The 15,488-nt window shown below is 65.1% G+C and carries 13 protein-coding genes; 10 read left to right on the forward strand and 3 right to left on the reverse strand.

The window, feature by feature from the left end; genetic code table 11:
- Positions 1 to 50: 50 nt before the first annotated feature.
- Together OH491_RS25790 and OH491_RS25795 are read left to right on the forward strand one after the other, a co-directional pair.
- Positions 51 to 1,421 (forward strand): Gfo/Idh/MocA family protein, encoded by a 1,371-nt coding sequence (locus OH491_RS25790; protein ID WP_068768387.1) that lies wholly within the window; start codon positions 51 to 53, stop codon positions 1,419 to 1,421.
- A gap of 96 nt (positions 1,422 to 1,517) precedes the next feature.
- Positions 1,518 to 3,968, forward strand: coding sequence for a ThuA domain-containing protein (locus tag OH491_RS25795; RefSeq protein ID WP_145928467.1), 2,451 nt, complete (start codon positions 1,518 to 1,520; stop codon positions 3,966 to 3,968).
- Between the two features lie 355 nt (positions 3,969 to 4,323).
- Here OH491_RS25795 and OH491_RS25800 read toward each other — a convergent pair whose 3' ends face one another.
- The 3 genes from OH491_RS25800 to secG form a co-directional block, all read right to left on the reverse strand.
- Positions 4,324 to 6,375: an ATP-dependent helicase gene (locus OH491_RS25800; RefSeq protein ID WP_084441765.1), complete on the reverse strand. Its 2,052-nt coding sequence runs from the start codon at positions 6,373 to 6,375 to the stop codon at positions 4,324 to 4,326.
- 136 nt (positions 6,376 to 6,511) lie between these two features.
- Positions 6,512 to 7,402 (reverse strand): outer membrane lipoprotein-sorting protein, encoded by an 891-nt coding sequence (locus OH491_RS25805; protein WP_068768385.1) that lies wholly within the window; start codon positions 7,400 to 7,402, stop codon positions 6,512 to 6,514.
- Positions 7,403 to 7,445: 43 nt separating this feature from the next.
- Positions 7,446 to 7,847 (reverse strand): preprotein translocase subunit SecG, encoded by a 402-nt coding sequence (secG, locus tag OH491_RS25810; protein WP_068768384.1) that lies wholly within the window; start codon positions 7,845 to 7,847, stop codon positions 7,446 to 7,448.
- A 182-nt stretch (positions 7,848 to 8,029) separates the two neighbouring features.
- Here secG and ffh point away from each other — a divergent pair, with 182 nt between their 5' ends.
- The 8 genes from ffh to OH491_RS25850 all read left to right on the forward strand — a co-directional run bounded on the left by ffh (position 8,030) and on the right by OH491_RS25850 (position 15,423).
- Positions 8,030 to 9,376: a signal recognition particle protein gene (gene ffh / locus OH491_RS25815; RefSeq protein ID WP_068768383.1), complete on the forward strand. Its 1,347-nt coding sequence runs from the start codon at positions 8,030 to 8,032 to the stop codon at positions 9,374 to 9,376.
- 203 nt (positions 9,377 to 9,579) lie between these two features.
- Positions 9,580 to 10,116, forward strand: a complete 537-nt coding sequence (locus OH491_RS25820) for a DUF5069 domain-containing protein (RefSeq protein ID WP_068768382.1) — start codon at positions 9,580 to 9,582, stop codon at positions 10,114 to 10,116.
- 144 nt (positions 10,117 to 10,260) lie between these two features.
- Positions 10,261 to 11,067, forward strand: coding sequence for a hypothetical protein (locus OH491_RS25825; protein ID WP_068768381.1), 807 nt, complete (start codon positions 10,261 to 10,263; stop codon positions 11,065 to 11,067).
- Between the two features lie 265 nt (positions 11,068 to 11,332).
- Entirely contained in the window at positions 11,333 to 12,913 is a 1,581-nt protein-coding gene (locus OH491_RS25830; RefSeq protein ID WP_342750759.1) for a creatininase family protein, read from the forward strand.
- A gap of 157 nt (positions 12,914 to 13,070) precedes the next feature.
- Positions 13,071 to 13,925 (forward strand): hypothetical protein, encoded by an 855-nt coding sequence (locus tag OH491_RS25835; protein ID WP_145928465.1) that lies wholly within the window; start codon positions 13,071 to 13,073, stop codon positions 13,923 to 13,925.
- A gap of 153 nt (positions 13,926 to 14,078) precedes the next feature.
- Complete coding sequence (locus tag OH491_RS25840; RefSeq protein WP_068768379.1) at positions 14,079 to 14,675, forward strand: RNA polymerase sigma factor; 597 nt, start codon at positions 14,079 to 14,081, stop codon at positions 14,673 to 14,675.
- On the forward strand, positions 14,672 to 14,986 hold the full coding sequence (locus OH491_RS25845; RefSeq protein ID WP_068768378.1) for a hypothetical protein: 315 nt from the start codon (positions 14,672 to 14,674) through the stop codon (positions 14,984 to 14,986). The genes OH491_RS25840 and OH491_RS25845 overlap by 4 nt, the downstream gene beginning before the upstream one ends.
- The gene (locus OH491_RS25850; RefSeq protein ID WP_068768377.1) at positions 14,986 to 15,423 is read left to right on the forward strand and encodes a hypothetical protein; all 438 of its coding nucleotides are present in this window, start codon (positions 14,986 to 14,988) and stop codon (positions 15,421 to 15,423) included. The genes OH491_RS25845 and OH491_RS25850 overlap by 1 nt, the downstream gene beginning before the upstream one ends.
- Positions 15,424 to 15,488: the final 65 nt, after the last annotated feature.

A 15,488-nucleotide genomic window follows, 5' to 3' on the forward strand; every position in this document is an offset into this window, starting at 1 on the left:
CAACTTAAACTTAAACTTGTTTGGTTCGTCTCCCCGCCCATCCCCTCACCATGAAAAAAGCATGTTTGCCGTCCCTCCATTCACGCAGGAATTTTCTTAAAAAAGCCGGGCTTGCGTCCGCGGCCTCGCTGCTGCTGCCGCGCGGGCTTTTCGGCCAGGCGCCCGCCACGCCGCCCAACTCGCGCATCAACATCGGGGTCATCGGCCTCGGCAAACAGGCGACGGGGCACATCACGACCTTCGCGAATGACGAGCGCTGCCGCGTCGCCGCGATCTGCGACGTGGACGACGAGCGCCTCGCCTACGAGAAGGCCCGGATCACGCGGCTGGCCGGGCAGCGCGGCGAAAAGGCGGACGTGGCCTGTTACAAGGACTTCCGCGAGTTGCTGGCCGATCCGTCCATCGACGCCGTCGTCATCGTGACACCCGACCACTGGCATGCCATCCAGGCGATTCTCGCGGCGCGCGCGGGCAAGGCCGTGTATTGCGAGAAGCCGATGACCTTCACCATCGAGGAAGGACAGCGCGTGGTGGACGCGGTGCGCGCGAGCGGCGTGGTTTTCCAGACCGGCTCCCAGCAGCGCAGCGACTCCGGCTTCCGCCGCGCCGTGCAACTCGCCCGCGCCGGGCTGCTCGGGGAAATCAAGGAGGTCTGGTGCAATTTCGGACGGAAGTATCCGGTCATCTACAACTGGCCCGCCGAGGAGGTGCCGCAGGGCATGGATTGGGAAATGTGGGTGGGGCCGGCGGTGATGCGGCCCTACACGTCGCATTTCCTGCCGCGCATGATGGGCGGCGACCCGCCGCGCCCCTACGGCCACGAGTGGGGCGAATGGCGCTGGCATCTCGAATACGGCAACGGCCTGCAAGCCGACTGGGGCGCGCACCATCTCGACATCGCGTTGTGGGGCCTGAACGCCGACGGGCGCGGCCCGAAATACGTGGAGGTTTTCGAGAGCAAAAATCCCGCCATCCCCTCGGACAACCGCCACATCTCCTACACCTTCGCCAACGGCGCGAAGGTCGTTTACGGCTGCCCCGACGACGTGAAACGCGAGTCCGGCGGCGCGACGATGGTGAGCTTTGTCGGCACCGAGGCGACCGCCTCGGCCGCGCGCGGCGGCAAGTTCTGGGTGAACAAACCGTCGCTGCGCAATGTTCGCTTCGGCGACGAGGACAGCCCGGTTTATGTGTCCGACGACCACCGCTCGAATTTCATCGACGCGGTGCTCACGGGCCGTCCGACGATCTGCCCGGCCGAGATCGGCCAGTCGAGCTGCAACATGTGCCTGGTCGGCAACATCGCGCACCTGCTCGGGCGCAGCCTCGAATGGGACTGGCGCACGCGCACCTTCGTCGGCGACGAGGTCGCCAACCAGTATCTCTGGCGCGAAAACCGCGGCGAGTGGGCGAAGGTTTAGGAGGAATTAATAATTACAATTAATAATTAATGATTCGGACCAAGGCCGCCGGCGCCATGATGATTAATTTATAATACATTGCTCGATTTCAATCATATGAAAAAACTCCCCGCTCTTTGTTTTGTAATCTCTATTATATTTTCCACGGCGCTGTCCGCGCAGGGCTGGTATCCTTACAAGGACGACCCGGTGCTCACGGACAGGCAGAAGGCGGAACTCGACGCGGCGATGCCCGCGCGGGCGTCCGTCGCGCCGGCAAAAAAACGCCGGGTGCTCGTGTTTTCCCGCACGAGCGATTTCCGCCATTACCAAGGCATCGTGGTGGCAAAATATGTGATTGAAAAAACCGGGGCGCAGACCGGCGCGTGGGAGACCGTCGTCAGCGACGACCTCGCCAACTTCGAGCCCGCCGCGCTGCGCCGCTTCGACTGCGTGGTGATGAACAACACGACGGGACGCCCGTTTGCCGAACCGCAGCCGGAATTGAAAAAAATGCCCGCCGAGAAACAGGCGGAAATACTGGCCCGCGACGCGCGCCTGCGCGAAAACCTGCTCGCCTACGTCCGCGAGGGCGGCGCGGTCTTCGGCATCCACGCCGGCGGCGACACCTACCGCAACCGCAATGCCGGCGAATATTTCGCCGGGTATGTCGATATGATCGGGGGTAACTTCGTCGGCCATCCGTGGACGGCGCGCGAAACGAGCGTCGTGGTGGTGGAGGACCCCGTTTCGCCCGTCACGCGCGGCCTCTGGCCCGCCGGTGAGTTTACGGCGCGAAACGAAATGTATATGTTCGGCGACGCGTTCGACCGGAACAAGCTCCGCGTGCTCATGGCGCTCGACCTCGCCCGCTGCGCGCCGCGCCCGAACGCCCGCGCCGATGGCGATTGCGCCCTGGTCTGGATCAAAAATTACGGCAAGGGGCGCGTCGCCTACAGCGCGTTCGGCCACGACATCGCCCTGTATCTCATGCCGGAAATCCAGGAATTGCACACGCGCCTGCTCCAGTTCGCCTGCGGCGACCTTGCCGCCGACACGACTTCGATTCCGAAGCCGAAACCGCCCGCGCGTCCCGCGTTTATCACGGATGAGAAACCGTTTTTCCCCGCGCCGACCGAGGCGCAAATTTGCGCGCTGGAAAACTGCGATTACGGGCCGGCGGACAAGGACGCCATCGACACGCTGGTGTTCGCGACGTATGGGCACAACGGCGACGCGGCGTTTTGCGCGGCGATGGAGGATTTTCTTCTGCGCGAGCTGGAGTCGGGCCGCGGCACATCCCGCTACCGCACGCTGCTCGCCCATCTCGTCGAGGCGGTCGGCGTGCAAAAACAGGCGGAGCGTCTTGGCGCGCTTGCAAAGGCCGAGAAGGACGAGGCCGTGCGCTCGCATCTGGCCGAGGCCGCGGCGCATTGGAAACGCGTCCCGTCCGGAAAGGACAAGGACCGTGCGATTCCGTCCGCGATGCCGGACAACGCGCGCGAGCTGGGCAATGTCATCGGCTGGCTCGCCGCCAACGTCTGGGCGCCGCTGCCGGGCTGGCTCACCTTTGACGCGCTCGACGACACGATGAAGCCGCGGCTCGCCTACGCGCTGGCCGAGCGCAACGAAGACATTGGCAGCGTGAAAAAACTCGCCCCGAAAACGCCGGAACTCGCGCTCGCGATAGGCTACGCGGTGTGGAAACGCGGCGGCGCCGCGGGCGACCTCTCGCGCCTGCTGTCCTTCGCCCCGCTGCTCGACAAAAAACAGGCCGCGCAGATGGCGGTTTATCTTGCGTCCTCGGCGGTGCCGGGCCGCGCCGACCTGTATGCGGCGGCGCTGGGCGCGGGAAACCCGGACGAGGCCGCGCTCGCCGGGGCGGCGCTGGCGCTGATGGACCTGTCGGACTTTTCCAAAAAATTCCTCGCCGGCTACGACAACGCGCCGGCGGACGAAAAACGCGCCATGCTGAAAGTCTGCGAGTCGCTCGCTGACGACACTGTTTTCGCGGAGCTCATGCGCCGGCTGCCCGGCGAAAAGGACGCCGCGCTGCGCGGCGCGATGCAGCGCGCGCTGACGCGCATCTCGCAGGCGCTTTTCACCGCGCCGATGTTCAACGCGACGACCGCCGCCTATGAGAAAAGCGACGCCGCCATCCGCGCGTTCTGCCTGCGCTTCGCCGTGCTGCAAGGCGACGCGGACGCGGTCCGCTTCTGCCAGCGCGCCTTTGACGACGGCTTGAGAAGCGACGCCATCCGCACGCTGGGCGGCTGGAAAAACCAGACCGCGTTCGACGCGCTGCTCGCGATGGCGAAGGCTTCGGCCGACGGGCGCGACAAGATGCTCGCGCAGGTTTCGCTCGCCAATGTGATGAGCCGCGCCGGCGTGCGCGCGGACGTGCTGGAGTATGTGCTGAAAAACGCCGTCCGCCCGGAGGAAAAGGACGTGGCGCTGAAAGCCGCCGCGGATTTTCCGGACAAAAAGATCGCCGACTGGCTGGCCGCCAACGGCTACGACAAACAGGCGGAGACCGTGCGCGAGAACCTGAAGAAAAAGAAGAAGTGAACTGCTGACCGGGGCCGGCGCGTTTTCCTTGGATGACACTGGCCCGGAGGGCTTCGGCATCACTCACCACCGTGAATTTGCGTGGCGCGCGGAGCGCCGTGTGCCGGCGGGGACGCCGGCGCTCCCAGTCGCTGGCGCGTTTTCGGACGGGCCACGGCTGCGGTGCGGGCGGTCACGCGCGTGAGCGACTGGGAGCGCCGGCATCCTGCCGGCACACGGCAGCCCGGAAAGACGGCGCTGGCGGGCTCGCCTCCGCTTCGCTCCGGGACCGCGCCTCCGGTGCGACCATTTCCACGCTGTCGCGCTCCGTGCCACCGCATTCCAAAGGGTGACAGGCGGCGGCGAAGAGTGCCGCTTACCAGAAGGCCCGGCGCAGGCGCAGCGGTTCGTAGAGGGCGGGATTAATTTCGGTGAGGAAACGGCTGGCCGTTAGCAGCATGCCGCCGGGACCGGCCTTGGTCGCGACCTTGGGATAGCAGAGGTAGAGTTCGTTTTTGGCGCGCGTGACGGCGACATAAAAGAGGCGGCGCTCCTCCTCGACATCGCCGGCTTCGATGGCGCGGCGTCCGGGGAACTGGCCGTCGGCCAGGCCGATCACGAACACCACGTCGTATTCGAGCCCCTTGGCCTGGTGCACGGTCGTGAGTTTCACGGCCTCGGCATCGGGATCGACCTGGCGGTCGCTGGTCTCTCCGTTGAGCAGGACGATTTGCGCGAGAAAATCCTGGATGGTCTCGAAGCGGGCGGCGAAGCCGGCGAGCGCCTTGAGTTCGTCGAGGCGCTCGATGTAGTCGGCGAACGCGCCGCGAAGGTAGTCGCCATACCAGCCGTCGATGGCGATTTCGATGGTCCTGGCGGGGCCGGCGGTGCGCATGGTCTCGGCGACCTCGGAGAGCGAGTCGCAGAAACTCGGCCAGTCGGCGCGGGCGTCCTTGGCGACCTTGGTGAGCACGTCGTCGGTGTGAAGCGCGTCGATGAAATCCTTGCGCAGGAGGGCGGCGTGCTCGCGGGCGGCGGCGTGGATTTTCTGCGCGCCTTTTTCGCCGACTTTCGGAAGCAGGCAGGCGATGCGCTGCCAGGACATTTCGTTGCCGGGATTGTAAACAAAGGTGACGAGGGCGACGATGTCCTTGATGTGCTGGCGGTCGAAAAACTTCACGCCGCTGGTGATATGGTAGGGGATGGCGGCGCGGGAGAGGACGAGCTGCATTTCCATGGCGATGAAATGCGAGCGGTAGAGGATGGCGATCTGGCCGGGCGAGACGCCTTCGTCCTCGATGAGGGCGCGGATGCGTTTGCGCACAAACTCGGCCTGCTCGCGGTCGTCGATCGTCTCGACGACCATGGGTTTTTGCGAGTGGGCGCGGGCGGCGCGGAGTTCCTTGTCGAAGTGGCGGCCCTTGGGCTGGGCCTCGAGGACGCCGTTGGCGAGGTCGAGGATTTCGGGAGTGGAGCGGTAGTTGGTCTCGATGCGGTGGATGACGGTGCCGGGATGGCGCTCGGGAAACGTCATGATGTTTTCGAAATCGGCGCCGCGCCATGAATAGATGCACTGGGCGTCGTCGCCGACGGCCATCACGCGGTGGTGCTGCGCGATGCGGTCGATGATCTGGGACTGGAGCGTGTTGGTGTCCTGGTATTCATCGACGAGGAGGTGGCGGAAGCGGTGCGCGAAATACTCGGCGATGTTGGGCGCTTTTTCGAGGAGCTCGAGCCAGCCGGTGAGGAGGTCGTCGTAGTCGCAGACGTTCTGGGCGCGCTTCTTTTCGGCATAGGCGGCGGCGAAGGGCTGGATGGCGTATTTGATTTCCGAATACTGGGGGAACTGTTTCTCGACGGTGTCGGGAATGGACTGCCGGGTGTTGCGGGCGAGCGAGATGATGCTGAAGAGCGGGCCGGGGCGCGGGTTGGTCTTGTCCTTGAAAAAGGCCTTGTCCTCGGTGTCCACGGTCTGCTTGAGGAGCGTCTCGGATTCGTCGGCGTCGAGGATGGTGAAATTTTTCGGGAGGCCGATTTCCTCGCCGAACATGCGGAGCGCGCGGTGCCCGATGGAGTGAAAAGTGCCGCCCCAGAAGCGGCGCGGCTCGACGCCGGTGAGCTCCTCGACGCGGTGGAGCATTTCCTTGGCGGCCTTGTTGGTGAAGGTGAGCAGGAGGATGTCGCCGGGGCGGACGCCTTGCGAGAGCAGGTAGGCGACGCGGTAGGTGAGGGTGCGGGTCTTGCCGGAGCCGGCGCCGGCGAGGACGAGGAGCGGGCCGGGCTCGGCGGTGACGGCGGCGTATTGCTCGTCATTGAGCGCGGCGCGGAAGTCGATGGCGGGGATGCCGGCGGGCGGCGGCGGCGTGGCCGGCGCGAAGGGCTGCGCGGCGGACGGGAGCGGGTCGTTGGTTTCGAAGGGGGAATCCATTGTGTGAGCCGGGGAGGTTCGTGGATTCGGCGGGGTTTGTGAATCGTAATCGTTCTCGCCGGGCGCGCGTTGCCTTGTCGGAAAACAGAGAGAACGAGCAAGAGAACAAGAACGATTGAGTGGGGGAGGGGGGAGCTCACATCCGCGTCAGGCGTTCGCGCGCGGGCGGCGGGATGGCCTGCGCGAGCGTTTCCGGAGAGAAAATTCCGGGGGGCAGGTCGAGTCCGGCGGCGGCGGCGGTGAGGTCGAAGCGGGTCTTGTCGCGTGTCTCGTCGTTGCGGAAGTCGATTTCTTTCATCAGCCACTGCTCGTCCACTTTCTTGAACGAGCCGAGCTGCATGGTTTTCAGGACGCGGCCGTCCTCGCCGATGACCTGAAAGCGCATCATCGCGTGATAAGCGGAATCGACAAACATGCGCACGCCCGTGATCGCCGGGTTTTGCGCGGCGATGGTCTCGGGCGGATACATCAAAAACGTCTGCATCGGCCGGTCGCCCTGGCGGGTGACGCCTTCGTAAACGAAATCGTCCCAGAAGATGAACGGCATTTGCAGATCAAACGGCGTCAGTTCCGTGCCGCCGAGCGGGGCAAACATGGCCGACGCATCCAGGCGCGCCGTCATGCCCGGCTCCTCCCCGTGCCAGTTCCAGATCGCGCTGGCCGGGCCGTTTTGCACGAGCAGGCGCTGAGCCGCGCCCTCCGGCGAGAGCTGGAGTTCGATGCGGGAGACCGGGCCGTTCGGGTTGCGCCCGCCCCAGGCGCGGCAGGGAATGCGTTTTTCCGCGCCGCGCCGCGGCATCACGCGCAGGTCGAATTCGAGGTAATAATCCTTTTCGATCCCGCGCTGGCGAAAATCTTCAAGAATACCGCGGCCCTTTGCCTGGTCGGGCGGCGCGAGCTGCACGTAATGGGGTTGCGGGCGATAGCGTTTCGACTGCGCCGCAAGCGGTCCGGCCGTCGCGCCCAGAAAAAAAACAAGGCAGGCGATTCGTGCCGCCTGCCTGATGAAAAATGCGTTCGCGCTCATCGCCCGGTAAAGAAGTGCCGGAGGTGCCGCCGGTCGCGGTCGTTTACGACGCGGGAGCGGGGGCCGTGGCCGCGGGAGCTGTGTCCTGGGCGGGAGCCGTCTCGTTGGCGGGGACGGGCGCGGGTGTCGTGTCAGGGGCCGGAGTTGCGGGGGCGGCGGGCGCCGGGATATCGGGCAGGGCCGTGGCCGCGCGGTGGTGGCTGTGCGTGTAAATGTGCCCGAGATAAAGGAGAAAGGCCAACACGAAGAAGATGATCGCCGTGGTGCGCGTCGCGCTGGTGAGCACATTGCCGGTCTCGGCGCCGAAGGCCGCCTCGGCCGCGCCGCCGCCGAGGGTCGCGCCCATGCCGCCGTCGGTCTTCGCCTTCTGCATGAGGATGATGAGGACGAGGAAGAGGGAGACGATAACAAGAATGAAAGTGCCGATGCCGATGAGGATGTTCATTTGGAAAACGGACAAAACAGCATTCCCCGCCTGATGATGTCAACAATCACTTGCAGGCTTGGCGGAACGGGGCCGGTCGCACAATGGGTAGCGGGGGCGCGGCGGGAAACCGCCATTCCGCCCATGCCGCCAAACGAAAAGCTGGCCATTTTCCCGTTCCGGCATTCATTGTTTCCCTGCACATGTTCGAATCCCTTACAGACAAACTGGGCCAGGCACTCCGCAATCTCCGCGGCGTCGGCAGGCTCTCCGAAGAAAACATGGAGGATGCGCTCAAGGAAGTGCGCACCGCGCTCCTTTCCGCCGATGTCCATTTCAAAGTCGCCCGCGAATTCGTTGACCGCGTAAAAACGCAGTGCGTCGGCCAGGATGTCCTCAAGGGCGTCTCCCCCGGCCAGCAGATCGTCAAGATCATCCACGACGAACTCGTCCGCCTCCTCGGCGAAGGCAGCACCGAGCTTTCCGCCGCGCGCCCGTTGCGCGTCCTCATGGTCGGCCTGCATGGCTCCGGAAAAACCACCTCGGCCGCGAAGCTGGGCAAGCTCCTCAAAAAACGCGGTTACAAGCCCTTCGTCGTCGGCTGCGACATCTACCGTCCCGCCGCCATCGACCAGCTCGAAATCCTCGCAAAACAGGAGGAGCTCGGCTTCTACGCCGACCGCGCCTCGAAGGATGTCCCCGCCATCGGGGCCGCCGCGCTCGACGCCGCCCGCGCCGCTGCCGCCGACGCGATCATCTTCGACACCGCCGGACGCCTCCAGATCGACGCCGACCTCATTGAGGAAGTCAAAAAACTCCGCGCCCGCGTCAATCCCGACGAAGTCTTCCTCGTCGCCGACGGCGCGCTCGGCCAGGAGGCCGTCAACGTCGCCAAAACCTTTCACGACGCCCTCGCGCTTACCGGCCTCGTCCTCACCAAGCTCGATGGCGACGCCCGCGGCGGCGCGGCCCTCTCGATCAAGACCATCACCGGCGTCCCCATCAAATTCGTCGGCACCGGCGAAAAGACGGCCGACTTCGAGACGTTTCATCCCGACCGCCTCGCCTCGCGCATCCTCGGCATGGGCGATGTCGTGTCCCTGGTCGAAAAGGCGCAGGAGAACATCGACCAGGCGGAGGCCGAGCGCATGGCGGAAAAGCTCCGCAAAGCCGACTTCAACCTGGAGGACTTCCTCGCCCAGATGCGTCAGGTCAAGAAACTCGGTTCCATGGAAAGCGTCCTCGGGATGCTTCCCGGCATGAACGGCGTGAAGCTCGACGCCTCCGCAGAGAAATCCATGGCCCGCACCGAGGCCATCATCCTCTCGATGACCACCCAGGAACGCCGCAAGCCCGAAATCCTGAATGGCAACCGCCGCCTCCGCATCGCCAACGGGGCGGGGGTGAAAATCGCCGAGGTGAACCAGCTCCTCAAGCAATTCCAGCAAATGCAAAAAATGATGCGCATGCTGAAGGGCAAAGGCGGCCGCAAAATGATGCGCCAGATGGAAGCCATGCAGTCGCAAGGTGGCGGGATGCCGCGCATGTGATTGCCCTCCCGCAATGAATTTAACCGGCCAGGCGCGCTCCCTTCTTTCCTCTTTATTCTTTATCTTTATTCTTTCTCTCTCTCCCCAGCCTCGCGCCGGGGAATGGATGAAAGTGAAAGATAAAGAATAAAGAGGAAAGAGAACAAAAGGGAGGGCGAGAACACGAACGATTTAATCCACTATATTAATCCGTCATAATCACCATGAGCCACTACACATTCCCCCAGACATTCCGCGCACTCTATGACAAAGCCGTCGCGCTTTACGCCAAGGGCCAGCGCGGGGCCGGGACGTATTTCACGTCCGACGAAACCGCGTTCCTCGCCGCCAACGGCATCACCGCGCAGCATCTCTACGACTACGCCGAGGATCACAACAACTACGACGGCGAGCCCGGTTATGACCGCGCCCTCGGCATCGAACTCGTGCGCCGCGACTACTACCTCAACCAGCAGGGCGGCAAAACCTCCTCCGCCATTCTCGACGAGTCCCGGCTCCCCGCCAAGACCGACGCCATCCGCGGCATCGAGTGGCTCCCGCGCCTCATCCCGAAGGCGAAGGCCAAGCTTCGCGGCGAGTTGCCGTCGTCGCTCATGTATTGCTGCGGAGGCGACCGGGGCTTCTTCAAGCAGCATGACATCCTTCCGCACGAATTCCTGAACCTGGTGTGGCGCTACGAAAACAACGACGATGCCATCATCAACTGGGTCGTCCGCCGCAGCGCCTCGACCAAAGGCTAGGGCCAGGGATGGATTCGACCGTGGGGGCTTCGCAGGCGAAGCCCTCCACGTGGCTGTCCCTTGGTTCCAGCGAGGTTCCTTGAAACCGGTGTTGCACAAAGGGCGTCATCCTGCTTTTGCATCACCTTACTGAACAGCCCCTCAATGAAAAAAACTCTTCCGGTCCTGTTAGCGCGAATCGTTCTGCCCCTCTGCGCCGTCGCATTCCTGTCCTCCTGCGGCACATTTGGGGACTACGGCAGCGAGGTCACCGTCGCCGCCGACCGCACCAAGGCCGGGGCGAAATTCGTTCCGCCCACCGCCGAAAAACCCGCCTACTATTATCTCGTTTCAGTCGGCGCGCTCGAACTCGGCGCGGTTTACGCCGGAGAGCAAAAACCCCCGGAAAACAGCGAGGTCGAGCCCCAGATCGTGCAGACGCTCGCGAAACAGCATTATATCCGCGCCACCGCCGCCACGCCGAAACCATCGCTCGTCATCGTGTATGCCTGGGGCAGCATCAATCCCGACGAACTCGACACGGGCGATCCCGAGATGCCCCCGGCCCAGCTCAATCGCGGCCAGATGCTCGCCCTCGTCACCACCAACAAAACCGACACCACCCCCAACAGCATCGACATGACGCTGAACGTCCCCGATCTCTCCGACGGGCGCTACTTTCTCCTCATCGGCGCCTACGACGCCAAGTCGTTTGAGCCCGGCAAAAAGCGCGCCATCCTTTGGCGTGCAAAATTCAGCACACCGAATTCCAGCACCTCCCTCGCCGCCGCGATTCCCGGTCTTCTCGACAAGGGCGGCGACTTCCTCGGTCAGGACGGCCTGCCCGCGACGATCTACGAGAAGATCCGCAAGGGCACGGTCACGGTCGGCGAGGCCGAAGTCGTCGAGAACAAGCCGGGCGACGATGCCGGCCAGGGGGGAAAAAACGCTTCGTCCGCGAAACCCGAATGATGTCCCTTGTCGTTTGGATTTTTGGAGGGACGGCCTGTGGGATTGCGTGGCATGGGCGTCCCCGCCCATGTGTCCGAGAAGTTTGCGGCGCGGAGCGCCGTCCACGGGCGGGGACGCCCGTGCCACCCGTCCCGCTCCTGACGAAAGAGAAAGATTAAGAATAAAGAGGGAAGATGGAATGACACCGCTTTGAGTCGCACCCGACGGCCGGCCGGCCGTCACAAAACACTCGCTCCCCGCCGCCACGGACACGCATACTCCGCGCATGAGCATGACATGGCTGGCCGACGCCGATTTCGACACCGCATGGGCACACCGCGCATGGAGCGATTTTGACGCGTTTCCCGACAAGCGCCGCGCTCTTGTCATCCTGCCCGTCCACGGTTTTGCCGACCACGGGCTGGGCCTCCCGCTCGATGCGGAGGAAGCCGCCGGTGGCGCCATCCTCCGCCGCGCCGTCACCAAGGCAAAGTCCGTCCTGCCGCTCGTCGTCCTGCCGCCGCTTCGCTTCGGGCTCGCGCCGTATCCGCACACTCACTTCGGGCTCGATCCCGATGACGCCCACGCCCTCATCCGGGAAATCTCCGGCGGCGTGAAGGACGCCGGTTTCACCCGCCTCGTTTTTTTCTGCACCAGCCCGTGGAACAAGGAGCTCGTCGATGCCGCCGCCATTGACCTGCGCGCGGAGCCGGGCCTCCAGACCTTTGTCATCAACCTCGCCGGGCTCGGCCCCGACTTCCACCCTGCCGGCGCCGGCCGCGCCGACGCGCAGGCCATTGCCGCGCATGTGCTCGGCGTCACGCCCGACACCGGCGGGGCGCGCCCCGCCGACGTGCGCGACCTCGCGTTCCGTCCCGGAAATTTCCGTCAACCCGCGCCGCTGCCGCCGCCGGTGCTCGCGCCCGATCCCGTCGCGCTCATCGACAGCACCGCCCGCCATCTCGCCCGCCTGCTCGCCGAAATCGACGCGCATCCGCCCCTCGGCGCCGACCCGCGCGCCGCGGCCAGTCACCGCGCGCCCGTGATGCTCCCGCGCCTGCCGGAAAGCTATCCTGTTTCCACCGCCGGGAGCGCCTTCGCCGCGCCCTACCGGGCGCGCTACCTGCCTGCGCTCACGCAGGCGCGGCTCGATGCGTTTGCCGACAAGGCCCGCGCCCTCGTCATCATCCCGACCGGCGCCATCGAACAGCACGGGCGCCACCTGCCCGTCGGCGTTGACGCGATTCTCGGCCAGGCCTGGCTCAACCACGCGCTCCCGAAGCTTTCCCCCGCCGCCGCGCCGCGCGTGTTTGTCGCGCCGCCCGTCACCTGCGGGAAAAGCAACGAGCACGCCGGCTTTCCCGGCACCGTGAGCCTTTCCGCCCGCACCCTTCGCCGCCTCCTGCTCGCGCTCGCCGCGCACCTGCGCGGCCTCGGTTTCCGCCACATCGCCATCCTCAACACCCACGGTGGCAACAGCCCGGTCATCGTTTACACCCTGCGCGAAATCCAGACCGTGCTCGGCCTGCGCGCCGGCATGCTCGGTTTGCCCCGCCCGGCGGACCTCTCCGCGCAGGAAGCCGCCAACGGTTTCCACGCCGGAGAATGGGAGACCGCGCTCATGCTTGCCTGCGCCGGCAAACTCGTGCGCATGGACCGGGCCGTGCGCGAGCATCCCGCGCAGGTTGACGATCCCGGCGAACTCCGTCCCGGCGGCGCTCCCGCGGTGTTCGCCTGGCTCACCAGGGACATTTCGGCCTCCGGGGTGATGGGCGACGCAACCGCCGCCACCTTGAAAAAAGGCGCGCGCTGGCTCGACGAATCCAGCACCGCCCTCGCGCATCGGATCGAGGAACTGCTGCCGTGAATCGGCCGGCCCCGGCTGGATCACGCAACCGGTCAAATAGATGTATGCAGGCATCCCGGCCCCGGCCCGCGAAAATGCAAATTCCTGCCTTGCCGTGCATTTTCTCCGTTTTGCCTCCCATTTGACTCTCCCGCGTCCTCGTGAGAAATTCCGCCGCATGTGCACGCGGCGTTTCCCAACGACCTTTTTATTCATCGCGCTGGCGCCCGCTCTCGCGTTCATCGGGTGTCCCGCCGCGGAATCCGCGGCGCCGCGTCCGCGTCAGGTCGCGGTGCCGCCTGCGAAAATCCCTTTCCCCTACGAATCACTCGATGTGCGCAACTCGTGTTTCGTCGAGTCCGTGCATTTTTACGACGCCTACCAACAATGGCGCGCCACCGCGTCCGACGGCGGCGATGCGGGCTGGGCGCGCGTGCTGCAATGGGGGCACCTTGATGACACCTCCGCCGTCGGCCTCGGCCACGCCGTCGCCCTGTGCATGGACAACGGGAAACTCTGGATGTATGACGTGAATTTCGGCCTGTCGAAGCTTTCGGTCCCGGCCTCGCGCCGCGGCGACCTGACCGACGTCGGACCGGAGGTTTACGCGAAATACCCCCAGATCAACGCGGTGCTTGGCAGATATCGCGACGATGCCGGGCGGATTTCGCCGGCTGCCGCGCCGGCGCCATTCCTCGAAAACGACAAGAACGAGGACATCCGCGACGCGACCCGCGTGGCCAGCGAACTGGGCAGGTTTCGCCGCGCCCGGGTGTTTTTGTTCGATTACAAGGACTCCCGCGGACGGATGAGGCACGGCGCGGCGACGGCGTTTTCGTTTTCCAACCGCCTCTGCGTGTATTTCCCCGACAAAGGCACCCACCTGTCGTCGCGGATGCGCGCCGTCGCCGTGGAGGACTTGCGCGTGATGCGGGGGCTCACCCGGCGGATTTATCCGGGGGTGCTGGATGTCCGCTGGCTCGAAGCCGCGCCGCCGCCGGATGCGAAAATGGCGGGGACTTCCGGTCCGTGATGGGCCTGGCCTGGCGGGGGCGGGGCATCCGCCCATGTCCGGGGTGGGGCAGGGCGGCGCGGGGGCCTTGCCGCCCGCCAATCGCGCTCCGTAACTTCCCGCCGCCGGACGCGTCTTGAATTTCGTGCATGACACTGTTTCCATCCTCGCACCATGCCTGATGACGCCGCCGCGCCGTATGACTACGCCCGCTCCTTGGAGCGCGTGCGCGCGGGCGACCAGTTGGCGGCGCGCGAGCTCGTGGAACGGCTCTATCCGGTGGTCATCCGCATCGTCCGCTCCCACCTGCCGCGGCGCGTCCAGGAGGAGGATCTGGCCCAGGAGGTGTTCATGAAAATGTTCTCCCGCATCGACCAGTATCAAGGGACAATGCCGCTTCCGCACTGGGTGTCGCGCATCGCGGTGACGACCTGCATCGACCACCTGCGCGCGCAAAAACGCCGCCCCGAATTCCGCTGGGCGGACCTTTCCGAGGGCGAGGCCGACATGCTCGACCGCGTGCTCGTGAGCGACCAGGCGGCGGACGCGGGCGATGCGCTTGCGTCGAGCGAACTCGTGCGCAAACTTCTCGACCAGCTCAATCCCTCCGACCGCATGGTCATCCAGTTGCTCGACCTCGCGCAAAAATCCGTCGCCGAGATCAGCGAACTCACCGGCTGGGGCAAAACACTCATCAAGGTCCGCGCTTTCCGCGCCCGCCGAAAACTCCACAAACTCTTTCTCGAACTCAAACAAAAGGAACGCTCATGAATCCTTTGCAACCGACACCGCCCGAGTGGGCCCGCCTCGCCGCCGCCGCGCGCCGCGCCGCCGATGTGAGCGACGCCGCCGCGCCCTATGGATTCGCCGTGCGCGTCGTCGCCCGCGCCATGGGCATCACCCAGCCCGCCGCCGCCTCGCTCTTCGCGCGGTTCTCGCTGCGCGCGCTCGGGTTCGCCTGCCTGCTCGCGATCGCGAGCGTCGCGCTCAACTACGGCGCGATCGTGAACGCCATGCAGGAGGATATCGCCACGCTGGGCGAACCCGTGGCCCTCGTTGACTCGTCCGACCAAGCCTCGTGATGAACAAAAACGTCCTCGTTGCCTTCGCCTTCATCGGCATCTTTTTGTGCGGCGCGATCACCGGCGGCTTTCTCTCGGTGCGCTACGCCCGCGGCCTGGTGCAGAAAAAAGCCGTCGAGCAAATGACCGCCGGGCAATGGCGCCGCATTTCCGACCTCGTTGACCTGACCGAGGAGCAGCGCGCGAAAATCACCCCGATCGTGCAGCAGTTCGTCAAGGAACAGCAGGTTCTGCGCAAGAACACGCAGACGCTCGCCGAGAAGCTCAACGCGGACATCGAGGCCGTGCTCACGGACGCGCAACGCGAGGAATTCGCGAAGCGTCGCGAGGAAATGCGCGAGACCGAGCGGCTCTGGCAGCGCTGGATAAAGGAGCAGCGCGCCAAATACGGCAACCGTCCGCCCAAATCGAAGCCGAAGGACGGATCGAGGAAGTGAAGGGAACGCGCGCGCGAAAGTTTTCTCCGGCGCGGGCAAAACACGGCTTGATGTGAAGGGCGGTC

This window comes from Termitidicoccus mucosus (genome assembly GCF_038725785.1).
Lineage (GTDB): Bacteria > Verrucomicrobiota > Verrucomicrobiia > Opitutales > Opitutaceae > Termitidicoccus > Termitidicoccus mucosus.